At 61.8% G+C, this 21,792-nt stretch carries 21 protein-coding genes; 6 read left to right on the top strand and 15 right to left on the bottom strand.

Translation table 11 applies throughout. The features are described 5' to 3' along the window. Positions 1-582: 582 nt before the first annotated feature. The 4 genes from J4F42_05625 (at position 583) to J4F42_05610 (ending at position 3,782) form a co-directional block, all read left to right on the top strand. Entirely contained in the window at positions 583-1,158 is a 576-nt protein-coding gene (locus tag J4F42_05625) for a hypothetical protein (GenBank protein ID MCE2484971.1), read from the top strand. 200 nt (positions 1,159-1,358) lie between these two features. Continuing rightward, positions 1,359-1,913, top strand: coding sequence for a hypothetical protein (locus J4F42_05620; GenBank protein MCE2484970.1), 555 nt, complete (start codon positions 1,359-1,361; stop codon positions 1,911-1,913). Beyond that, a complete protein-coding gene (locus tag J4F42_05615) occupies positions 1,849-3,240 on the top strand; it encodes a hypothetical protein (protein ID MCE2484969.1) in 1,392 nt (463 codons plus the stop codon). Before J4F42_05620 ends, J4F42_05615 begins: the two co-directional genes overlap by 65 nt. After that, complete coding sequence (locus J4F42_05610) at positions 3,195-3,782, top strand: hypothetical protein (GenBank protein MCE2484968.1); 588 nt, start codon at positions 3,195-3,197, stop codon at positions 3,780-3,782. Before J4F42_05615 ends, J4F42_05610 begins: the two co-directional genes overlap by 46 nt. Before the next feature lie 161 nt (positions 3,783-3,943). Here J4F42_05610 and J4F42_05605 read toward each other — a convergent pair whose 3' ends face one another. The 14 genes from J4F42_05605 to J4F42_05540 all read right to left on the bottom strand — a co-directional run bounded on the left by J4F42_05605 (position 3,944) and on the right by J4F42_05540 (position 17,309). Beyond that, the gene (locus J4F42_05605) at positions 3,944-5,707 is read right to left on the bottom strand and encodes a glycosyltransferase family 39 protein (GenBank protein ID MCE2484967.1); all 1,764 of its coding nucleotides are present in this window, start codon (positions 5,705-5,707) and stop codon (positions 3,944-3,946) included. 43 nt (positions 5,708-5,750) lie between these two features. Next, positions 5,751-6,512, bottom strand: a complete 762-nt coding sequence (locus J4F42_05600) for a phosphocholine cytidylyltransferase family protein (GenBank protein ID MCE2484966.1) — start codon at positions 6,510-6,512, stop codon at positions 5,751-5,753. An 87-nt stretch (positions 6,513-6,599) separates the two neighbouring features. After that, positions 6,600-7,673 (bottom strand): aminotransferase class V-fold PLP-dependent enzyme, encoded by a 1,074-nt coding sequence (locus J4F42_05595; protein ID MCE2484965.1) that lies wholly within the window; start codon positions 7,671-7,673, stop codon positions 6,600-6,602. Positions 7,674-7,769: 96 nt separating this feature from the next. Beyond that, on the bottom strand, positions 7,770-8,333 hold the full coding sequence (locus J4F42_05590) for a hypothetical protein (GenBank protein MCE2484964.1): 564 nt from the start codon (positions 8,331-8,333) through the stop codon (positions 7,770-7,772). Beyond that, on the bottom strand, positions 8,330-8,815 hold the full coding sequence (locus J4F42_05585; GenBank protein MCE2484963.1) for a hypothetical protein: 486 nt from the start codon (positions 8,813-8,815) through the stop codon (positions 8,330-8,332). The genes J4F42_05590 and J4F42_05585 overlap by 4 nt, the downstream gene beginning before the upstream one ends. A gap of 11 nt (positions 8,816-8,826) precedes the next feature. After that, positions 8,827-11,751: an MMPL family transporter gene (locus tag J4F42_05580; protein MCE2484962.1), complete on the bottom strand. Its 2,925-nt coding sequence runs from the start codon at positions 11,749-11,751 to the stop codon at positions 8,827-8,829. 19 nt (positions 11,752-11,770) lie between these two features. Then, positions 11,771-12,409: an ABC transporter substrate-binding protein gene (locus tag J4F42_05575; GenBank protein MCE2484961.1), complete on the bottom strand. Its 639-nt coding sequence runs from the start codon at positions 12,407-12,409 to the stop codon at positions 11,771-11,773. A 6-nt stretch (positions 12,410-12,415) separates the two neighbouring features. Further along, a complete protein-coding gene (locus tag J4F42_05570) occupies positions 12,416-13,159 on the bottom strand; it encodes a VacJ family lipoprotein (protein MCE2484960.1) in 744 nt (247 codons plus the stop codon). A 74-nt stretch (positions 13,160-13,233) separates the two neighbouring features. Then, a complete protein-coding gene (locus J4F42_05565) occupies positions 13,234-13,656 on the bottom strand; it encodes a hypothetical protein (GenBank protein MCE2484959.1) in 423 nt (140 codons plus the stop codon). Then, positions 13,653-14,096 carry a MaoC family dehydratase N-terminal domain-containing protein gene (locus J4F42_05560; protein ID MCE2484958.1) on the bottom strand — a complete coding sequence of 148 codons (444 nt, stop codon included), beginning with the start codon at positions 14,094-14,096 and terminating at the stop codon, positions 13,653-13,655. Before J4F42_05560 ends, J4F42_05565 begins: the two co-directional genes overlap by 4 nt. A gap of 11 nt (positions 14,097-14,107) precedes the next feature. Beyond that, positions 14,108-14,776 carry a PHP domain-containing protein gene (locus J4F42_05555; GenBank protein MCE2484957.1) on the bottom strand — a complete coding sequence of 223 codons (669 nt, stop codon included), beginning with the start codon at positions 14,774-14,776 and terminating at the stop codon, positions 14,108-14,110. A gap of 133 nt (positions 14,777-14,909) precedes the next feature. After that, positions 14,910-15,329 (bottom strand): Zn-ribbon domain-containing OB-fold protein, encoded by a 420-nt coding sequence (locus J4F42_05550; GenBank protein ID MCE2484956.1) that lies wholly within the window; start codon positions 15,327-15,329, stop codon positions 14,910-14,912. Positions 15,330-15,342: 13 nt separating this feature from the next. Beyond that, positions 15,343-16,491: a hypothetical protein gene (locus J4F42_05545; GenBank protein ID MCE2484955.1), complete on the bottom strand. Its 1,149-nt coding sequence runs from the start codon at positions 16,489-16,491 to the stop codon at positions 15,343-15,345. A gap of 20 nt (positions 16,492-16,511) precedes the next feature. Beyond that, positions 16,512-17,309 carry an alpha/beta hydrolase gene (locus J4F42_05540; protein MCE2484954.1) on the bottom strand — a complete coding sequence of 266 codons (798 nt, stop codon included), beginning with the start codon at positions 17,307-17,309 and terminating at the stop codon, positions 16,512-16,514. 275 nt (positions 17,310-17,584) lie between these two features. Here J4F42_05540 and J4F42_05535 point away from each other — a divergent pair, with 275 nt between their 5' ends. Continuing rightward, positions 17,585-17,821, top strand: coding sequence for a hypothetical protein (locus J4F42_05535; GenBank protein ID MCE2484953.1), 237 nt, complete (start codon positions 17,585-17,587; stop codon positions 17,819-17,821). Positions 17,822-17,921: 100 nt separating this feature from the next. Then, complete coding sequence (locus J4F42_05530) at positions 17,922-18,122, top strand: type II toxin-antitoxin system HicB family antitoxin (GenBank protein ID MCE2484952.1); 201 nt, start codon at positions 17,922-17,924, stop codon at positions 18,120-18,122. A gap of 62 nt (positions 18,123-18,184) precedes the next feature. On the opposite strand, the gene metH is transcribed toward J4F42_05530, so the two are convergent. Then, positions 18,185-21,715, bottom strand: a complete 3,531-nt coding sequence (gene metH / locus J4F42_05525) for a methionine synthase (GenBank protein ID MCE2484951.1) — start codon at positions 21,713-21,715, stop codon at positions 18,185-18,187. Between the last annotated feature and the right edge of the window lie 77 nt (positions 21,716-21,792).

The following is a 21,792-nucleotide window of genomic DNA, read 5'->3' as shown; positions in this document are numbered from 1 at the left end:
CCGCGAACTATCTCGGCTTCGTGCATCTCGCTTGCATCGTCATCCTGCTGCGCCAATATTTTTGAGACCGCTTCTAGTGTCTTCTGCCTTCTGGCGGGACCCGCCCCAGCATGGGCTCAGGAGGACGACTCCGAATCGACAATTACGAGCAGGGGCGCTGGAAGAGCATCTTTTGTTTTTGAATGGAATCTTGATACCTTTGCCGCCAATCCTGTGTCCTCATTCCGTGGGATCGATATGGGTGTAGACAGCGTCTTTGGCTCAAGGACGTGCAACTCCGCAGGGACAAGTCAGTATCTCGGACTGGCAGAGCCGCCTGCCGCAGATGTGGAGGGGGTGTGTGACCCCGCCTCGGCATTCATCTGGGCATATGGCTCATATAACTACAGTTATACAGACTGCCTAGGAGAAGACACAGACCTGACTTACACTGTTGACCTCCCGGGCACCTCAGTAAGCTGCGTCCCCTACTCGTGCTTTGAAGGGCCGCTGACAACGGACGCGGGCACCGAATACTATCCTATCAAAGTCGGTTGCACGTATACTGCCTTCTATACTTATACAACGATGTCGGATGTCGGAATGGAGACCAGTGAAACAGTAGCAACAGTCACCATTGAGGAGACAGAGTATGACCTGGCCAGCGGTCGGGCCATGCAGCGAACGAGCAGCACCTATACAGGAATGGCGACGACCACACTCACCGATCCCGAATACGAGCTACCGGCGAATGATGTGACCATCGAGGTGCCTGATGAGGGCTCAACGATGAGCGGCATCGGGGTCATCTCCGGCTGGTCGTGTCTGGGTGGAGAACTGGCGGCGGAGTTCCGCAACGCCGCTGGGGAGGTGCTCAGCACCGTTCCACTGGGAACGCGGACCCCGCGGGGCGATACCGAGTCCACCTGTGGCGATACCCTCAACGGGTTCAGCGCGACCATGAACTGGAACCTGCTGCCCGCCGGAGAGGCGAGCATCCACCTCATTCAAAATGGCGAAGAAGTGGCGTCGCACAACTTCTCTGTGTTGGCACTTGGGGAAGAATTCCTAACAGGGATGTGGATGGAGACCGTCCCGGAATTCCCGGCCCCAGGCCAGAGCGCCACAGTGGAGTGGGACGTTTCCCAACAACGGTTCGTGGTCACCGAGATCAATTGACGGGTTGCCCTCGCTGGGAACCTTATGACACAAATTTGGGCATTATCCTGTCGGGTCTGGGGAGTCGTGCTTCTTTTTGGAGCGTGGGCGCTGTCCGCTCAGCCGGTCGCAGCCCAGCCGCAGACCCTCACCGGCTGGTTCACTATAACGGTTGCGGATTACCCAACTGAGTCCGGCGGGCTGCGGAAACCACTTACACGTTGACCGAAGACTCGGGCGAGCGGCATGAACTCTTGATTGAGGCTGAACTCATGCGGCCGTTGGGCGGCCCGGTAGCCTTGAGCCGCAAGCGGGTGACGGTGGTAGGAGAGTGGGAGGCGGTCGGACCTAACGCCCCAGCGCAGTTGTGGGTCTATTCCATCCGGCTCGACTCGTCGGAGAGTAAGAGAACGACGCCTGACGGAGCGTATCAGGCGCTTCAAGCACCTTCTCAGGAAACGGTCACCGGCTCGCAGGCATGGGTGACCATACTGTGCCGGTTTGCCGATGCCACAGATTTTACCCCGCATTCGGTCAGCTACTATGAGGACCTGTTTGGATCAATTTATCCCGCTCTGGGGCACTACTGGAACGAAGTCTCTGACGGGAACATTCCCGACCTGAGCGGCAGTATTGTGGTGGGCTGGTATAACCTGCCCCGGCCCCGCTCGTATTATATGTACGACCAAGACGGGGACGGGGACGAAGATCGTGATGTCGAAAGACTGCGAGAAGATTGCATTGCCGCCGGCGATGCGGATCAACCTGATACTTAACGGGGATATACTTGTCGGCGGGTTTGCCACCCTTGGCCCGAGTTATCGTTTGACGAAGGATGGACAAGAGCAGTTCTATGGTGTCACAACTATTGGAAGGAGGGGGGATAGCCAGAATGTTATAGCCCACGAGATGGGCCATACATTTGGCTTGCTGCATTCCTCCGGCCCCTATGGGCAAGATGATCCCATATATAGTCCCACCACCTATGACTCTGGCTGGGATGTCATGAGCGGGGGCCTGTCTCGTTTCCCTATTTCCCGTTATGGCTATGTCGGCGTCCATACCATCGCCTACCACAAGGACTTCCTGGGATGGATTCCGCCGGACCGGAAGTATGTGGCTCCCCGCAACAGCACCCGTACGATTACCCTCGAACGGCTGGCCCAGCCCGGCTCTGACGGCTATCTGATGGCTCAGATTCCCATCGGCAACTCGCCGACCGACTTCTACACGGTCGAAGCGCGTCTGTTTGCCGGCTACGATGAGGAAATCCCGGACGAAGCGATTGTCATCCATAAAGTCGATACCACACGCGAAGACCGACTAGCCCAGGTGGTAGACGTGGATAACAACGGCGACCCGAACGACGAAGGAGCGATGTGGACGGTGGGTGAGACCTTTACCGACCTCGCCAATGGGCTCCGGGTCTCGGTTGATGCGGAACACGCCACCGGCTTCCAAGTGACCATCGCGTATACGGTCTGTGCCGAGGCGCTCTCGTCCACACGCCAGTTGCTGAGGGGCGGGGCTGGGAACGCCAGCGTAGCGGTCGTGGCTCCGAGTGAGTGTAGGTGGGGCGCCACGAGCAATAGCCCATGGATCACGGTCATCGCTGGTAGCGGCAGTGGCAATGGGCGGGTCCGCTACGCGGTCGCAGCAAATCCCAGCCTTAACGCCCGGACTGGCACGCTCACCATCGCCGGACGGATATTGACGGTGATCCAGGCCGGCATCAATGACAACCTGTTTGAAGACGATATGGAGAGTGGCACGGAGGGTTGGTGGCCTTCTTCTTGTACCCTCCCAGAGCGGGACGACTGTTCTTTGAACCCTTATCCCTGGGCTCTGACGACAGCTTCTTCCCAGAGTGGGTCTCATGCTTGGACGGATAGTCCCGGTGGCAATTATCACAATAATGTATTGGCTGACCTTTTCTCTCCGCGGATTGATCTGACCGAGGTCGAATCCGCAACCCTGGTCTTCTGGCATCGGTACGAGTGGGGCAGTGGCGACAGGGGCCTTGTGCGGATACGTGGGAAGAACAGGGAGGTCGGCACTTGTACGGTAAGTATTCTACGTGGCAGCAGGTTTGTCTTGACCTGACTCCTTTCGTTGGGCAGTCAATACAGTTGTCCTTCTCCATGACGACCGACGCCACTGAGACCGCCGACGGTTGGTATATTGATGATGTGGCGGTGTACTCGTCAGATTTCGAGACCGCACAGCCCCCACCGGCACCACGAGCGACCCTGGAGGGTCCCGCCCCAAACTCCTTCCAGAGCGGCATTGGGCTCATCTACGGCTGGGCGTGTGAAGCGCAAGAAATCGTCATTGAGTTGGCCGGGACTCCAGTGCCGGCGGCCTACGGCACGCCCCGAGCAGATACCCAGCCGATCTGCGGAGACAGTAACAACGGCTTCAGCATGCCGATGAACTGGAACATTCTGGGGAATGGGGAGCACACGATTCGGGCGCTGGCCGATGGGGTGGAGTTTGCCCGGACTACGATGCGGGTGACGACGCTTGGGACCGAGGTCTTACGGGGTGTCAGTGGCACGTTTACTCTCTCGGACTTCCCCCGCCCGGGCGAGGAAACCAGGATTCGGTGGGAAGAGTCACTCCAGAACTTCGTGATTGTTCCCTGATGGTCCTGTCGGCCCGTGGCCGCAGAAAGGTAGGTGCGAATATATGGGCTGGCTCAGTTGTAATGAACAGCTTTCCAGAAGAACAGGACGAGACCACCGAGCAGAGCCAGCCCACCGATAAGCGCCACCCATTCATTGAGACTCATCACTCGCTCCTTCTATTAATCCCGGCGAACCAGGACCAGATGGGGCCGTGCATCCGGTCCTGAGCCGTTTCGACTGTCCAGGATCAGGTGGCTGTCGGGCGTGGCTTGAATCGGCCGCCAGTGTCGCTCACGGAGCACATAATAGCCCGGCGGGCAGCGCGAAAAGTCGCCCTGTTCGGCACACCGGGCCAGGGGAACCGAACGGTTCAGGTAAAAATAGACCTGGGAGAATTCATCAAACTCCGACGAGTAGGGCTGGGGGGTGTAAAAGAACAGCGGCTGCTCAATCCCAACAGTCCGACTGATCTGAGCGGCAAATCCGGTCAGGGCCTTGAACTCTTTGGCGTAGGCCCGGGTAAACGGATACAGGCCGGCGGTCACCAGCAGCAGCAGACCCAGCACCAGCCACAGCGCGTTCTGCCAGCGGCCCTGGGTGGCGGCCCGGACCGCGCCCAGCCCACACCCGCACAGGGCGACGAGCAGAGCCGTTCCATACACCGGCTGCTCATCCACAAAGCGGAGAAACGGAGCCACACTTTTCCACTTAGCGTCGCCAAACACCGAGTCCACGGCGGCCGAGTCAATGCTGAGGCTGCCGAGCGCGGTTGCGACCGCAGCCAACACTATCGCCAGGCTGAGGCCGAGGGCGGCCAGGACAAGGCCCGTTCCCAGCCACCGGGGAAGCGAGTCCGCCCGGCCGGGAACCCGTGCCCAGCCCCATTCCGCAGCAAACAGGGCCATGGCCGGATACAGGGGTAGCAGATACACGTCCCGCTTGCCCGCCGCGACCGAAAAAAAGGCGATGATCGCCAGCCACCACAGCAGGGCCAGCACCCCCTTCTCACGGATGGGTGCCTGGCGGGCAAAGTGCCACAGGCCAAAGCCGAACAGCAGGCTCCAGGGTAGGCCGCCCAGCACGAAGGGCGGGAAAAAAAAGGCCGAAGAGGGAATCCGTTTGCCCGACCCGGAGGTGAAGCGCAGGACGTTTTCCTGGAGCAGCTGCTTCTGAAAGAAGGCCCAGCCCTCCTGGTCGAGTGCCAGCACGTACCAGCTCAGGGGCAGGCCGACGCCCACCACGACGGTGCTCGGGCTGAGCAGCTGGCGGATGCGCGACAGTTGGCCCTGGGCTGCGAGATAGAGTCCAATCACGACGCTGGGCAGGATGATGCCGACCGGTCCCTTGCTGAGGCAGGCGCCGGCCAGAGACAGGCCAAAGGCCAGACTGCGCCAGCCCCGCCACTCGTCGGCTTCATACATGCAGGCGAAACTGCTCAGGGCGGCCAGCACAAAAAAGGCCAGGGCCGGATCGACCCAGGCCTCGCGGGCCATTTCGACACACAGCGGCGTGGTGAGGACGAGCAGGGCGGCCAGGATGCCGACCTCACGGTTGGCCAGCCGACAGCCGAGCAAACAGGTCAGGCCGACGCTCAGGGCCGAAAACACGGCGCCCGGAAAGCGGGCGGCCCATTCCGACATCCCGCCGCTTAGCAGGGCTACGCCGGCACCCAGCCAGTGCAACAGGGGCGGCTTGGAGGGGATGGTTTCCCCGTTGCGCAGGGGCAGCACCCAGTTGCCGGTGCGCAGCATCTCCTGCATGACCAGGGCTTCCCGGCCTTCCATGGTCCGGTAAATCGGTCCTTCGCCCAGCCGCCACAGGAAGATAAGGCCGGCCACGAGCACGAACAGGCCGGCCAGCACTGGTGGGGACAGGCGGGTGAGGGGAGCGAGGGTGGAGGGGAGCAAAAGATATTCGTGATCGGTTTTCGTTCGATTGGACATCACGAACAGCTGTGTGGCGACGGGAAGCCGCACGGAGATCGGTCTAGGACTGATCGAGGGCCACAATACGCGGCAACACTTCCCGCTCGGCCCGCTCCAGATCCTGGGGAAAATCTATCTCTATCCAGGGCAGATCTTCGACCCGTTCAAAGCCGACAAAGCGCTGGCGGAGAAAGATCGGGTAGACCTCTTCATGCTCGATGGTGTCCTGGCCGCGGGCGATATGGTCGTCCAGGATGGTCCGCAGGAGCGGCGCGTCAGACCGGCCGAGCTTGAGAAAGCCGATGGACTCGCCAATCAGATCGTAATCCCCGGACCCGCCCCGGATAATCGTCAGCACCCGCCCGCCCCGGGTCAGCAGCATTTGTTCTTCTCCGGTATTGCTGGCGCTGGTGTCGAGCAGAAAGCAGTTTGGCTGGGGCGACGCAATCAGCCGGCGCAGCATGGCGGTCGGGAACAGGACATCGGCGTCCATGATCAGGAGGTCGTCGTCAAATTCCTCACGGGCGCTCCATAGCGACAGGATCGCCCCCCGGTCGTAGCGGGGATTGGTGATATACGAGACCTGGACCCCGCCGCAGCGCGTCCCAATCCTGTCCTCGACCATCTCGCCCCGATAGCCGATGACCACCACCGCTCGGTCAACCCCAGCCGCGCCAAGGGCGGAAAGGGTCCGCTCCAAGAGGGTCTGGCCCTGGATTTCGATCAGGCACTTGGGCAGCCCCCCTCCCTTCCCCTCCGACTGGGGGGGAGAAGGGGGGGTGAAGCGTTTGCCGATGCCGGCGGCGAGAATGATGGCTTTCATGGCGTTTCAATCCTCTTCGGCCCGTTCAGGCTGAGGCGGTCCCCAGACTATCGCGCTTGTCTCCAGGAGCCAAGGCGGCTGAGAATTCTAGCCCAGAACCTCTTCGAGGCTGTCCAGGAAACGGCGAAAGTCGTCCAGGCTCAGATGGCCCATGTTGGCGACCCGGAAGATGCCGGTCTGGAGCCGGCCCTGGCCCTCGTAGATGACGAACCCACGCTGTTTGAGCTGATCGTGCAGGTCGTGGTAGTCCATCCCTTCGGGCAGGAACAGGGCGGTCAGCGAGTTGACCCGCAGCGCGGGCGGCAACACAAAGCGCAGCCCCAGACGGCTGAAGCCCGTCCGCAGCAGTTGCGCGGCCGCGCGGTAGCGCTCGACCCGCGCCGCTACGCTTTCCTCCAGTAGCTCATCGAGGGCGGCGTCGAGGGCGTAGCAGGCTTGGACCGGCGGGGTAAAGGCGACGCTGTGGCGTTCCTGGGCCTGCCAGTGGACGGGCAGGTGCAGCGACAGCGAGCTGGCCGGGTGGTCTTGCATCGCCCGCATGAGGGCCGTCCGAACCAGGACAAAGGCCACGCCGGGCAGGCCCTGCACGCATTTGTTGGCCGTGCAGGCGCATATATCGACCTGGTCACGAACGAGGTCAAGATCTTCGCCCGCCAGGGCGCTGACCGCATCGAGCAGGAAGACACGGCCCATTCGTCTGGTCAGGGCTCCGATTGCGGACACGGGGTTCAGCAGGCCGGTGGTGGTCTCGTGATGGACCAGGGCTACCCCGCCGATAGACGGGTCGGCCTCAAGCCGGGCTTCGATCTGGCCGATGTCGGGCGGCTCGGTCCAGTCGGAGCGCAGTTCCACGCTCGGTATCCTGTGGGCGGTGGCCATGCGCAGCATGCGCTCGCCGTAGACGCCGTTGTTGATGACCAGGAGTTTTTTTCCCTGGGGCAGGGCTGAGGACACCATCGCTTCGACCGCCGAGGTGCCCGAACCGCCGAGGACGACCGAGGTATAGTCCTGGGGAGCAAAGGCGCTCAGGAGCTTGGTGCGGAGAGCGTCCAGCAGGTCCGAGAATTCTGCTTCGCGGTGGCACAGGTCGCCCCGAAGCAGCGCCTGTTGGACGCGCGGGGAGACGTTGACCGGGCCGGGGTTGAGAAGGATGGGTTGCATGGGGAATGCAAAAGTCAAAGCTCAAAGCTCAAAGCTCAAAAGTCAAAACTGAAAACCGTATTCTTGCTTGTCTGCCATTTGCTCTTTGCCTTTTCTTCATTTTTGCACCGCCTCCATAAACCGCCGCGCAATCTGTGGCGGTTCGTGGCCGATCCGGCCGATTTTGCGTTCCTGCCAGTCGGGTTCGATCTTGATGAGCAGAAACGCGGGACCGGCCTGGCCAAGCACTTCGCCTGCCGCGGCTTTGAGATCGCTCAGCGTTTTAACCCGGCCGACGTGGCGGTAACCGCTGGAGCGGGCGATGTCGTCCAGGGCGACCTGGCCCGAGATAGTGCGTTGATTGCCGGTTGAGCCGTAGGCTTCGTTGTCGAAAACGATATGGACCAGGTTGGACGGTTGGGTGGCGCCAATGAGCGCCAGGGAGCCCATGTTCATCAGCACATTGCCGTCGCCGTCAAAGACCACAATCCGCCGCTCGGGGCGGTTGAGGGCCAGGCCCAGCCCGATGGACGAGGCCAGCCCCATTGAGCCGATCATGTAGAAGTTGCCCGGTCGGTCGTCGAGGTTGAAGGACTCGCGCGAAATAAAGCCGTTGGCGTGCACGAGCAGTTCGTCGTGCAACAGGGGAATCACCACCCCCAAGGCGTCTGCCAGTTTCACGCCAGCACCCCCGGAGGGAGGAGCAGGGCGACCGGTTTTTTGGTCTGGCGCAGCGTCTGGGCGGCCCAGCCCACGACCTGCGTGGCGGTCTCGGCGTTCAACACCTGATGCGGAATGCCGACGGTTTCGAATAAACGGGGGGAGATATCGCCCATGATGAGATGTTCGGGCGCGTCCTTGCCCTGATAGCCACGCCAGGTCACGAGCAGCAGACACGGCAGATCGTAGATCAGGCTCAGCGAGGCCAGGGCGTTGAGGCACACCCCCAGGGCCGAATTCTGCATAATCACGACCGGCTGTTTGCCGGCCATATAGGCCCCGGCCGCCAGGCCGACCGCAGCGTCTTCGCGGGTTTCGGGAATATACCCACCCCCGTCTTCCAGGCGGGCAATGAGGCTTTTGACCAGCGAGCAGGGCACGCCAGTGAAAAAATCGAAGCCCTCGGCCCGCAGCACGCTGAGAAAGTCGGTTCCAGTCATCATGGCGTTCGGTTTCACCCCTCGGCCTCGACCCGGCCGCGACAGCTTTCTCCCGCCACCGCTGTCTGGTGTGCCGGACGGAAGAGCAGCATGGGCAGCACAACCAGAGAGGCGACCAGGACGCTGCCGACCGCCAGCGAGAGTAGCAAGCCCATGCTGAAAACGCCATAGTATTTGGCGATCATCAGGCTGCCGAAGCCAACCATGGTGGTCAGCGAAAACAGGGCCACGGCCTGGCCGGTGCTGCCCGCGACCAGGCTGGCCGGTGTCATCCGGTCGTCCTCTCGAAAACGGTGGACGAGGTGAATGCCGTTTTCGATCCCGATGCCGATGATGAGCGGGGCGGCGACCAGGTTGGCCACGTTGAACTGCAACTTGCACAGCCACATCAGGCCGGCGGCCCAGATCATGCCGAGTCCCAGCGGCAGGAGGGCCAGCAGGGTATCGGTGACGCGCCGCAGGGTGCCGAAGGTGACGAGCACAATGGCGATCAGGGCGTATATCGCGGCCTCGATATAGCCTTGCTGCATGGCCCGAATCGACTCGTAGCCGATGACCGGCGAGCCGGTGACATCCGGGTCAAGCTCGCGCAGCTGGCGGATAAAGGCTTCGAGCGCGTGCTGCTCACGGATATTGTGTTTGGGATAGATCTGGAGCAGGAACTTGTCTTCGGTGCGGCTGACAAAGCGTTTTTTGAGCTGGGGCGGAATATCGGCCATGGTAATCGGACCCGCCGGTTGGATATTGTTGCGCAGCAGGCTCCAGACATCGGCAAAATCCTGAAACAGATCGGCCTGGAACCGGCTGAGCGCGGCTCGGGTCTCGTCCTCGGGCAGGTCTTGCAACTGGCCGACAATGGTTTTCAGCCGGGCGCGGGCTGTGCTCAGCTCACTCTCGGTGGGCCTTTTTTCAGGGTCCCAGTCTTCGTTGCTTTCCCGGACCTTGAACCGAATCTGGTCCAGGGAACGTCGCAGGGCCGGCACCGCAACCGGCTGGGTAGCCGCCAGGGTTGGCGGCAGGTCGGCCAATAGAGGTTGCAGGGCGCGGACCAGGGGCAGCCGCTGGTCCTGTCCGGCGGGAATGAACGAGGCCACGCTCTCAACCGTTTCGACAACTGGCAGGGCTTCAAAGGCGGCGGCTTTCTGCACGGCTGCCTGGGGGCTGGTGGCTGTGGCCAGGGCGTTCCAGGACGCGCGTTCCGAGTGGGCAATGATGCGTCGCTCCCACTCCACCGATGGCGTGCCGTGGGCTTGCAGATTGAGCAGGTCGTAGTCAAACCGCACGGTCGGCAGGGCGACCAGGGATGCCAAGGTCAGCAGACCGGCCAGCGCTAACACCGGCCGCCGCCGGCGCTCTATCAGCCTGCCCAGGGCGGCAAAGCCGGCGCTCAGGAAGCCGGCTCGGGCGGGCCGGACGCGCCAGGGCCGGACGCGTTCGACCACCACGATCAGAGCCGGGAGAAAGCTGAACATGGCCAGCAGGGCCAGCAGAATGCCCACGCTGGACATCAGGCCGAGTTCCTGCATGCCCCGAAAATCGGCCAGCATGATGGCGGCAAAGGCCAGCGCGGTCGTGCACGCCCCGGCAATAATACTCGGCCCGGTATGAATATAGACCTGGTGCAGGGCGGCAACCGGGTCTCTGCCGGCGCCACGCTCTTCCTCGTAGCGGGTCATGAAGTGGACCCCGAAATCGTCGGCCAGACCCAGCAGCAGGGGCGCCACAAACACGCTGATGATCGTCAGGTGACCGACCGCCAGGGTGACAAAACCCATGGTCCAGCATAGCCCGACCAGTAGCGAGGACAGGATGAGCACCGGATGCCGGATACGCTGGAAAAAACCCAGGTACAGCAGGCCGATGCCCAGGGTGGTGGCCAGGGTGGCGGCCGGCGCGTCGCTCTGGGCGCTGGTCATCTCATCGGTGTCAAGCACCTCGATGCCGGTCAGCCCGGCGTCCAGCCCGGGAAATTCGGGGCGCAACTCGTGAATAATTTGCCGGATCGTCACAATAGCGTCTTGCAGCTCGGTCAGGCCGGCCTCCTCGGGCTCGGCGGGTTGGACCAGCATGAAAAGAAACCGGCGGTTGCCGGACACCAGGAAGCCCTCGTCCGACAACTCCTGGGTGTCGCCAAAAAACTCTTCCCACGGCGAACGGTAGCGGTGGGCCGGGTTGCTGAGCGCCTGGTCCATCTCGTGCAGCAGGGAGTTGAGAAAACCGATCTGCGGTGCCGGGGCCTCGTCCGCAGCATCCTGCGCTTCCTCACTGCTCGGTGGGTCCTGGAGGTCAGAGTCAAAAAGACCGGGCTGAGGGGCAGACGCCCGGCCAGGGTCATCTCCGAGCGGTTCCTCTTCGGAGGGAGCGAAGTCGAAGAGTCCACCGACCAGGTGTGAGACGGTTGCTTCGGCAATTTGATGGTTGATGGCCTCAAACAGGGTATTCAGGCCTGGGGTGGTGGTGATTTCGTGGACCAACTCACGCGAGCCGGACAAATCGTCGAAGAGGCTGTGCAGATCCTGGCTGGGCAGGTAGAGGAGCTTTTTGCCGTCGAGCGAGGTGGTGTCAATCTGGTAGAAGACCTCTTCGATATAGGCCGTCTCGCGGACCAGCAGCTCGCCCAGCCGAGCCACAAAGGCTTTGCCCTGGGCGATATCCTGCGGTTCGACAACAACGAAGAACTGGTCAACACTGCCAAATTCCTGGGTGTATTGCTCCTCCAGCTTGATATACGGTTTGTCGCTGTCGATGAGGTCGTTGCGACCGGTGACAAACTCCAGATGGGCTGCGGTATAGCTCAGCGCCACCCCGACCAGGACCAGACACGCGACCAGAAGCGTGACCGGATAGGTTGTGGTCAGCCGGGCCAGGGCGTACAGGGCGCGCTGCTCCCGGCTCAGGTGCGATGGAGGAGAGGGGGAGGGAGGGACGGACACAGGCACGCGGTTCTCCACCTGGCGCCTATTGAGGACCGTCCCATGTGAGTTTGCTCTGCATACGCTCGACCAGTTCCTCGTAGGATCTGCGGGCCATGATGGACTGGACCTGTTTGCGCAGGTTGCCGGCCATGCTCACCCCGTCGAGATGCACGTCCCAGACCTTCCACCTGTCGTCGATGAGGTGGAGGCGGTATTTGATCGCGACCTGTCCTTCTTCGGCGTTGACGAGCGAGGTTTCAACAACGGCTTCCTGACCCTCAACATGGTTCTGACCGTACACGATCTGGTTGCTGGATAAGAACTCGGCGGCTCGCGGGTAGGCGATATCGCGCAACAGGCGCGCCAGGAGGGCGGCGAAATCGCGCTGTTTTTCCTGGCCCAAATCCTGCCAGTAGGGGCCCATCAGCCAACGCGCGAGCTGGGCCAGGGCCAGATGCGCCTCAATCTTTTCGATATCACAGCCGCTCGACTGGGCGCCGTTCGTCTCGCTACAGGCGATGATGGACTCAATCAGCTGTTGCGTCATCTGGGTCGGGGTCTCGGCCCGAGCCAGTCCGGCACAGGCCAGCACCAGACCCAGGCTGAGGCCCATCCAGACCCGGGCCGGACGGCGGCGCAACTCCATGTCAGTTTCTCGGGCAGTCTCTCGGCGATATGGCATGCCGCGCTATTCCTCAATCTGCTGCTCTCGGCGCTGCAGGTAGAAGTCCTGGGCGGCGCTGTAGAGGTCCAGCGAGAAGCGGTCAACCTGTTCAAACAGCTCCAGGTTCAAGGAGCGTTCGTTGACGGCGTTGCTGACGGTCGTGCCGCTGCTGATCGCAAGGTTGTGCGTGCCGGACAGGATATACTGTTTGGGGTCCATCGCCCCGTCAATCACAAAGCCGACGGTGTCACGGACGGTTGACGGACCCAGAAACGGCAGGACGAGATAGGCGCCGCCTTCGACGCCGTAATGGCCCAGTGTCTGGCCGAAGTCTTCGTTGCTCTCCAGAATCCCGAACTGGTTCTTGGCCACATCAAAAAGGCCGAGTCCGCCCAGCGTGGAATTGAGCATGAAGCGGCTTACCTCCCGCGCCGCACCGCGAAACTTGAACTGAAACAGGCTGTTGGCGACACGGGGCAAAACGCCCAGGTTGAGCAAGAAGCGCTGCGCGCCCAGGCGGGCTTCCTCGGGAACGACTTTGGTGTAGCCCCTGGCCACCGGGCGCATAAGCTTCTCATCCAGCCACAGGTTGACGTCAAACATGGCTTCGTTGAACGTTTCAAGCCGAGAATCCTTGTACACCTCGACGGGGGTGTCCAGGGAGTCGCCAAGGCCGGCGTCGAGCTGCGCCCGAACCGGTGTCGGCCAGCCCACGGCCAGGCACAGGCTTAGCGCTACGAGGGACCGAAGAACGATTCGACTGATCATGTGAGGGCCTCCCTCTCTCTTTCCTCTCTCCCAGGATAGAGTACGTTCGGACGCAGACAAGTAGGGGAGGAGCATCAGGCCGATTTGGTCGGCAAAGCAACGGTCGCCGTCCCGATCACCCAGCGTTCACCGTCGTCGTTTTCCATCCAGATATCGCACTCAGCGGTATGGGTCTGTTCGTCTTTTTGGGTGACCGCTCCGCACAGGTGGATATTCTTGTCGGGCAAGACCGGGCTGCGGAAGGTCGTGCCGATGCGGGTAATGCGGGCGGCGGGGTTCCAGTCGCTGATCATCCGCGCCAGCAGGCCCATACTCATCACGCCGGGTGCAATCATGCCGGGCAGACCCTCCTTGCGGGCGCCCTCGTCGTCGGTGAAGCGGGGGAAATCCATATTGGCGGTCCGCGCATAGCGACGGACCTGGTCTTTGGTCAGAAACATGTCCAGGGTCGGGAACTCGTCGCCCTCTTCGACATCTTCAAAGTAGAGACTGCTCATCGCTGCATGATCCTATGGTCAATGACGGCCACTTTTTTACCGTTCTGATTACTGACCTCATTGCGCAGGACGATGAAATACATGCTGCCGCTGCGCCCGGTTTTTTCATAGATGTCGTGGATCTTGCTGACCATCGTCAGGCTGTCGCCGGGTCGGACCGGCGCAAACACATCGAGGTCTCTGCCGCCGTCAAAGCCGAATTTGCCGAACTTGGGCATATTCTCGGGCGTCATTTTATTCGGCCGCAGCTTGGTCAGAAAGGTCGGCGGCGCAACCAGACCGCCATACGGACCCTCGGCCGCCGCAGCTTCGTCGGTATACAGCGGGTTGGTCTCGCCCAGGGCGGCGGCAAAGTCCAGGATTTCCTGTGTGGTGATGGGGGCGAAGGAGGTCTCATCAAAGACGGCCCCCAGGATGGAACGGTCGAAGTCGAGTGCCATGGTCGTATCCTTTAGGCTGCGTTTGAAGCCTGGGCTCTGCGCACCCGAAAGTCCAGCGGTCGGTAGCCTCCGCCACGCAGCGCGTCGACCAGATCTTCGGTCGAACTGATGTCGCGATCAAATTCGGTGGCGCAGATGCCGATAAAGCTCACCAGATGCGAGTCGCTGCCACCAAAGGCGTGGTAGCCGTAGTGGTCGATCAACTCGGCCACCCGCTCGTTCTCGCCTTTTTTGCTGCCGCCGTTGAGGGCTTCAACGCCACACACCCCTTCGAGCGGGGGCCGTTTTTCGTAGTGTTCGATCAGGCCGATGGTCGGCCGACCGGGATGACACGGCATGGCGATGCCGCCCATCCGGGTCACCTCGGTGATGACGTGCTGGGCCGGCAGCCGGACGTTGGAAAAATCGAAGTGCTTGAGGATGTCGTCGTTCACCCCGTAGACCAGAATATGGCCGTACTCGGTCTCGACCTCGGAGGCTTTGAGGATGAGCAGGCCGTATTTGTCTTCGAGGGCGCGGTAGTCGCTGGCGGAATCGAATTTACGGTGCTCGGTCAAGACCAGGCCGTCGATGGGGCGCTCTTCACGTTTGCGGGCCAGCCATTTCAGGTAGGCCTCAACTGGGGCGCGGCTGTCGTCGGAGGCTTCGGAGTGCGAATGGAGATCGAGAATACGTGCCATAGTGTATCTGCCCTAAATAGCCTGCCGAACGGCTCGGCTTTTGGTCGATATCGGCGCTTATAGTGCCAGAACTCCGCCGGTCTGGCAATGGACGCGGGCGCCGTGCGTCGGCACCCACGGGTGGGCTGTGTGCTCAGCGGACCGGACGGAACAGCGGAATGGAAATCTCCGGCGTGGCGTCCTCAAAGGTGACCTCGACCGGCATGCCGATGCTGACCTCTTCCGGCGTACAGTCAACAATATTGGTCAGCATGCGCACGCCCTCTTCAAGCTCCACGTAGGCCATGATGTAGGGCAGGCTGTTACGGAAGCCGGCGCTCTGATTCTGGTAGGTTGCCGTATAGGTGTAGACGGTGCCCCGGCCGCTGCATTTGAGCCACTCCAGGTCGGTGGACAGGTCTTCGGGACAAAACGCCCGCGGGTAATAAAAAACCGTGCCACAGCTGCGGCATTTCTGTACGTAGAGTTCGTGCCGGGCGCAGGCTTCCCAGAAGGGGCGGTTTTCCTCGTCGAGGCGAGGCAGCGGTTTGCGGTATTTTTTTTCTTCAGCCATTCGGTATGCTCCCTTACACGCCCAACACCAGGCTGGCGCCGCTGTGGCGCAGCCCCAGGGTTCCGCCGGTGCCGTGGCAGAACGCTAGCTGACAGTTTGGGACCTGGCGCTCTGCACACTCGCCGCGCAGCTGTTTGGTGGCTTCGATGACCAGAAAAATGCCACGCATGCCGGGATGGTTGGACGACAGGCCGCCGCCGTCGGTGTTGATCGGCAGCTCACCGCCCAGCCCGATCCGGCCATTCTGGATGAACGCGCCACCCTCGCCCTTGCCGCAGAAGCCCAGGCTTTCCAGGGTGACGCACACGGTGATGGTGAACGAGTCGTAAACCATCGCCATGTCGATGTCTTTGTGCGTCACGCCCGCCCGCTGCAGAGCCTTGGGGCCGGACTGTTTGGCCGCCGCATCGGTCAGGTCCCGCAGGCCGGCGCTGGTGTGATAGCAGGCTTCGGCCGCCCCCTGGATGTAGACGGGTTTCTTTCTGAGGTCGCGGGCGCGTTCGGCCGAGGTGACCACAATCGCGCCCCCACCGTCCGAGATCATGCAGCAGTCCAGCAGGTGCAGCGGAGACGACACCAGGCGCGATTTCATCACGTCCTCGACGGTGATCGGATCGCGGAACTTGGCCCGGGGGTTGAGCGAGGCGTGCTGTCTGGTGACCACCGCGATTTCAGCCAGCTGCTCGCTGGTTGTCCCGAATTCGTGCATATGTCGCTGTGCAACCAGGGCATACGCCCCGACCGTGGTCGGCCCAAAGCTGTTTTCGTGCTGGTCGGGCGGATCGCCGGCTCCGCCTCCGGCGGTGCCGATCGCAAACCGGTCGGACGACCATTTGCTGCCGTACAGGATGAGGCCGACGGTGCAGTAGCCGGCCGCAATGGCGGCGGCTGCATGGGCGGTGTGCGACACAAAAGACGAGCCGCCGATGGAATTGGAGTCCAGATAATCGGGGTTCAGATTCAGGTGTTCGGCCAGGGAGACGATGCCCATCCCGCTCACCCCGGAGGTAAACAGGCCATCGACATCTTTCAGCGTCAGGCCGGCGTCGTCCAGCGCGCCGCGGGCGCTCTCGGCCATGATCTGGTACTGGGTTTTCTGCGGCGCCCAGCGGAGCGGATGCTCGTACACGCCGGCGACCGCGGTTTTTCCTGTAATGCTCATGATTCGTCCTCTTTTCCCGATCAGCCGAAAAATGCCTGAATGGCATCGCAGGCTGCCTGGGGCTGTTCGATGGGCAGCCAGTGGCCGGCGGCTTCGATCACGCTGAGCTGGGCACCGGGAATCTGGTCGCGCAGCTCTTCGCTCTGGGCGACCGGCGTGGCGCTATCGTCCTGGCCGGCCAGCACCAGGGTCGGGGTCTTGATCTCACCCAGCCTGGGCCGCAGATCGACCTGTTGGCAGGCCACCAGGTCGAAGTGACGGACGCGCGGGTCGGTCTTGATCTGCTCCATCCAGCCCTGCTGGACAATGTCCTGGGGCGTCTTGGGCGAGCAGGAATCTTTGGTAAACGGCTGGGGCTGACGGCCCTTCATGACCTGCGCCCAGGTCTCAACCCGCTCGTCCGGAATGTTGAAGGTGGCGGCCGTACAGGTCAGGATCAGCCCATCGACCATCTCGGGGTGACGCACGGCCAGGTCCAGGGCAATCGCCCCGCCCATCGAGTGGCCCATCAACACGGCCGGTCGCACGCCGAGCGTTTTCCATAAACTGTAGGTGAAATCGCTATAGGCTGTGATACTGCCCAGGCTGTCGATGCCGCTCGAACGGCCGTGGGCCGGAAAATCAAAGGACAGCGGGCTGTGCTGGGCCGACAGGACATCGAGCAGTTTGTGGGCAAAATGTCCGTTGCTGCCCGCCCCGTGAATATACACGATCAGTTTGCCCCGGCTGACATCCGGAACGACCGGGGGCAGGGTTGTCTGGCCGGTATGAAAATAATGGACCGCGTAGCCGTCCACCTCAACGTATTTTGTTGGCATATGCCCCTCTCAGGAAAAAACTGCCCCCTGACTAGTCGGGTGGCTGGGCTTTGTCAAGAGAAGGCGCAGCCGCTCCATGCTCGGGCAGCCTCATGTTGCGGCACTGACGCGACTCTCAGGATATACTGGTGGTAAGGATCAGCCTAGGGAAGGTTGAAGGGCATCGCCCGAGTACGTCTTCCCAATGGCGCTGTCCGTAAGGTAGAGTTGCACTGGTATGAGGCGCACGGTATCGGCAAGAGAGACATGAAGATTAAACGCTACTTGGACGAATCATGAGACAACCGAAAAAACGCTTTGCCCTGTGTTTGGACAACGCCGACTACCAGGTGTCGCTTATCCCCGGTAAAGTCTACCGAATCATTACAGATGAGGCAGCCGCTCGGGATGACTTGGTCCGTATTGTTGATGAGAGTGGCGAGGACTATCTGTACCACAAGAGTCTCTTTGCGTTCGTCGATTTTCCGAAATCGGTTGAAAAGAAACTGCTGGCCCTGGAAGCGGCTCCTTAAGCGAATACGGTCGAACTCTTCGATACTTTCTGGCGAGCTGAACTCCTTTAGCACTTCAGAGTCTGTTCGCTGATGCAAAGCGTATGGAGGTTGACCCGAGATGAAATACACAGTCGCCTTTCACCGATCAGAAGAAGGAATCAGTGTCTGGGTCCCTGGGCTGCCAGGATGCGTTTCCCAAGGAACCACCGAAGAAGAAGAGGCTCTCAGGAATATTGCCGACGCTATCCGTGAATATCTTGCTGTTGTGGCGGAGCAGCTTGAAGGCGCGGAAACGAGAGAAGTTGAGGTAGCTGTCTAGGTATGCCAAAGGTCCCGGGTGTCAACCATCTCAACGCGGTACGAGGGCTGGTGCCGCGTGTGTCAATCGACGGCGCTCAGCCGCTGCTCGAAGGCACTCAGCTCGTCTTCCAGGATACTGAAATAGCGCGCCTGGGGATGGTGGAACACGAGGGCCGACACCGACGCCTCCGGCTCCATCATGCAGCCTTCGGTCAGCTGGAGGCCGATACTGTCTGTGGGCAAGAGCCGAAACAGGATGCGCTGGTCTTCCAAACGTGGGCAGGCCGGATAGCCGAAGCTGACCCGCACCCCCCGATAGCGGGCCTTGAAGCGGTCGCGCATGCTCAGGTCGGCCGGGTCGGCAAAGCCCCACATTTCGCGCAGGCGCCGGTGCAGGAGTTCGGCAAACCCCTCGGCGCTCTCAATCGCCAGGGCTTGCACGGCGTGTGAGGCGAAATACTGCCCGGCCTGTTTGTAGCCCTCCGACAGCACACGGATGCCGCCGCCGCAGGTCAGCGCAAAGAGCGCAATATAATCCATCCGGCCGGCGGTTCGTGGGGCCACAAAATCGCTCAGACACAGCCCCTGGCCGTGCAGCTGGCGCGGAAACGTGAAGGTCTCGACCACCTGACTGCCGGCCGCGTTGTACACCAGCAGCGTATTGCCCTCAGACTGGGCCGGAAAGAACTTATAGACCGCCTTGGCGCGCATCAGGTTTTTCGCCACCACGCGATCCTGCAGGGCGCGCACCTGGGCGTGTAGCGCCACGGCCTTGTCATCCTGCTGTTCGAGCAGGGTGTCGAGGTTGCCCTTGAGGCCCAGGTGTTTGCCGTACAGCATGGTCGGGTTGATATAGGTGAAAATCTCTTCCAGGTCGTGATCCTCAATCACGTGCACACGCAGGTCTGGCGGACTGGGTATGGGCTGGGCATGGGTCACCGACGACGTTTGCGGCGCCGACTGTCCGTTGCTGGCGACGCGTGCCGGCTCGGCCGTCGGTCGCGCCAACCGTTTCCGTTCGGCCGCGATTTTTCGGACCAGGTGAGGGCGTTTGTCGGGGTCGAGCAGCTGGTTGGCCAGATCGAGCCCGTTCATCGCGTCGTTGGCATAACACACCAACTCCTCGTACTCGGGGGCGATTTTGTTGGCGGTAAACCGGGCGGTCAGGGCGGCCCCGCCAACCAGAATCGGGCAGCGCACGCCCGCGTTGTGCAGATCCTGGGCCGTCACCACCATCTGCTGGGCGGATTTGACCAGCAGACCGGACAGGCCGATGATATCGGGCCGATGTTCCCGGTGAGCCGCAATCAGGGTTTCCGGGGCGACCTTAATGCCCAGATTGACGACCCGATAGCCGTTGTTGCCCAGGATGATCTCAACCAGGTTCTTGCCGATATCGTGCACGTCACCCTTGACCGTCGCCAGCATGACCGTGCCTTTGAGCGCCTCAGCCGCTTTTTCCATGAACGGCTCAAGGTGGGCGACCGCAGCCTTCATCGACTCGGCGCTCTGCAACACCTCGGCCACAATGAGTTCGTTGTTATTGAACAGGCGGCCGACCTCATCCATGCCGGCCATGAGCGGGCCGTTGATGATATCGAGCGGTTGGCGGTCTTGGAGCGCCTCGTTCAGGTCGTTGATCAGCCCGTCTTTGGAGCCCTCAACGATATAGCGCGCCAGGCGTTCGTCGAGCGGCAGGTCTCTGCCCATCTCCGCCTTTGGGCTTGTTTTGCGCTGCCGGAAATGGTCGGCAAAGGCCGCCACCGGATCGGCGCCCCGCCAGTAGATCAGGTCCTCTGACAGCCGGCGTTCTTCTTCTGGAATTGAGGCGTAGCGCTCCAGCTTTTCGCTATTGACGATCGCCATATCCAGGCCGGCTTTGACACAGTCGTACAAAAAGACCGAGTTCAGCACCTCACGGCCGGCCGGCGGTAGGCCAAAGGAGACATTGCTGATGCCGAGGATGGTTTTGCAGGCGGGAAGAGCGTCTTTGATCAGCCGCACGCCCTCGACCGTTTCCTGCCCCGCACCAATATAGTTGCGGTCGCCGGTGCCGAGCGGAAACACCAGCGGATCGAAGATCAGGTCTTCCGGGTCCAGGCCGTACTGCCGGGTCAGCAGCTCGTAGCTGCGCCGGGCGATATCGAGCTTGCGCTGGCGGGTGACCGCCATGCCCTGAACCGGGTCTTCGTCAATACAGCCGACGACCACGGCCGCGCCGTAGCGTTTGAGCAGCGGGACGATGTGTTGAAAGCGCTCCTCACCGTCTTCGAGGTTGATCGAGTTGATGATCGCCTTGCCCTGGCAGCGCTCAAGCGCGGCCTCGATGACCCGCGCATCGGTCGAGTCGATCATCAGCGGGGCTTTGACCTTTTTGACCAGGATGTCCAGAAAGGTCGTCATGTCCTGCTGTTCTTCGCGGTCGGGGTCGGCCAGACACACGTCAAGCACCTGGGCGCCGCCCCGGACCTGCCGCCGTCCAATCTCGGACGCCTCTTCAAACGCCCCGTCGCTGATCAGGCGTTTGAATTTCCGCGAGCCAATCACGTTGGTCCGTTCTCCGACCAGGACCGGCCGCTTGTCTTCGTCGATCACCAGCGGTTCGAGACCGCACACAACGCTGCGGCGTGGCGGGCGGTGCTGGCGCGGCTTCTTGCTGTCAAGCATGTCGGCCAGGAGCCGCAGATGGGCCGGGGTGGTGCCGCAGCAGCCGCCGATCATGTTGACCCAGCCCTGATCGACAAAGCGTTCCAGCTTGGCGCTCAGCAGCTGGGGGGATTCGTTGTAGTGTCCGTCTTCATCTGGCAGACCCGCGTTCGGCATGCACATGACCGGAAAGCGGGACAGCTCGGACAGGCTGCGCAGATGGTCGGTCATGAAGTCCGGGCCGGTCGCGCAGTTGAGACCCATGGCCAGCAGCTCTCTGTGGGCCAACGAGACGTACAGCGCCTCAACGCCCTGACCGGCCAGGGTGGTGCCCATGGTTTCGATTGTGCCGCACACAACCACCGGCACCTGTAGGCCGAGCGTGGAGAACGCGTCATCAATGCCGAGCAGACCGGCCTTCAGGTTGAGCGCGTCTTGGGCGGTCTCAAGGATGAGCAGGTCAGCCCGGCCGCGTACGAGCCCCTCGGCCTGTTCGGCATACGCGGCCCGCATCTCGGCAAACGTCACCCCGCCGGTCACCGAGATCGTCTTCGTTGTCGGGCCCATGGAGCCGGCCACAAAGCGGGGTTTGGCCGGCGTGCTATAGCGGTCGGCCGCCTGCCGGGCGATTTCGGCCGCAGCCCGGTTGATCTCTGTGGCAGTGCCCTCAAGCCCGTATTCGGCCAGGACGACGCGGGTTGCGCCAAAGGTATTCGTCTCAATAATGTCGGAGCCGGCTTCGAGAAACCCGACATGGATATCGGTAATGAGGTGCGGAGCGGTGAGTACCAGGTGTTCGTTACAGCCCTCGTAGTCAGGTCCGCCAAACGCGGCGGCATCGGGGTGGCGGTCTTGGATCGAGGTGCCCATCGCCCCGTCGAACAGCAGGATGCGCTCGGACAGCAGGCACAGCAGGTCCTGGGCAAGCGGAGATACAGGAGGAAGAGCAGGGTCTGAAGAGGCCATAGCCGCCCATCCTAGCGGTCAAACCCGACCGAAGAAAGGGTCACAGACAGGTGAGAGTGATAGAACGATGGGAAACA

The sequence above is a fragment of the Desulfurellaceae bacterium genome (genome assembly GCA_021296095.1).
In the GTDB taxonomy this organism is placed as follows: Bacteria; Desulfobacterota; Binatia; order Bin18; family Bin18; genus JAAXHF01.
The sequence above is the reverse complement of the archived record's forward strand: the minus strand, read 5'-3'. Positions and strand labels throughout refer to the sequence as shown.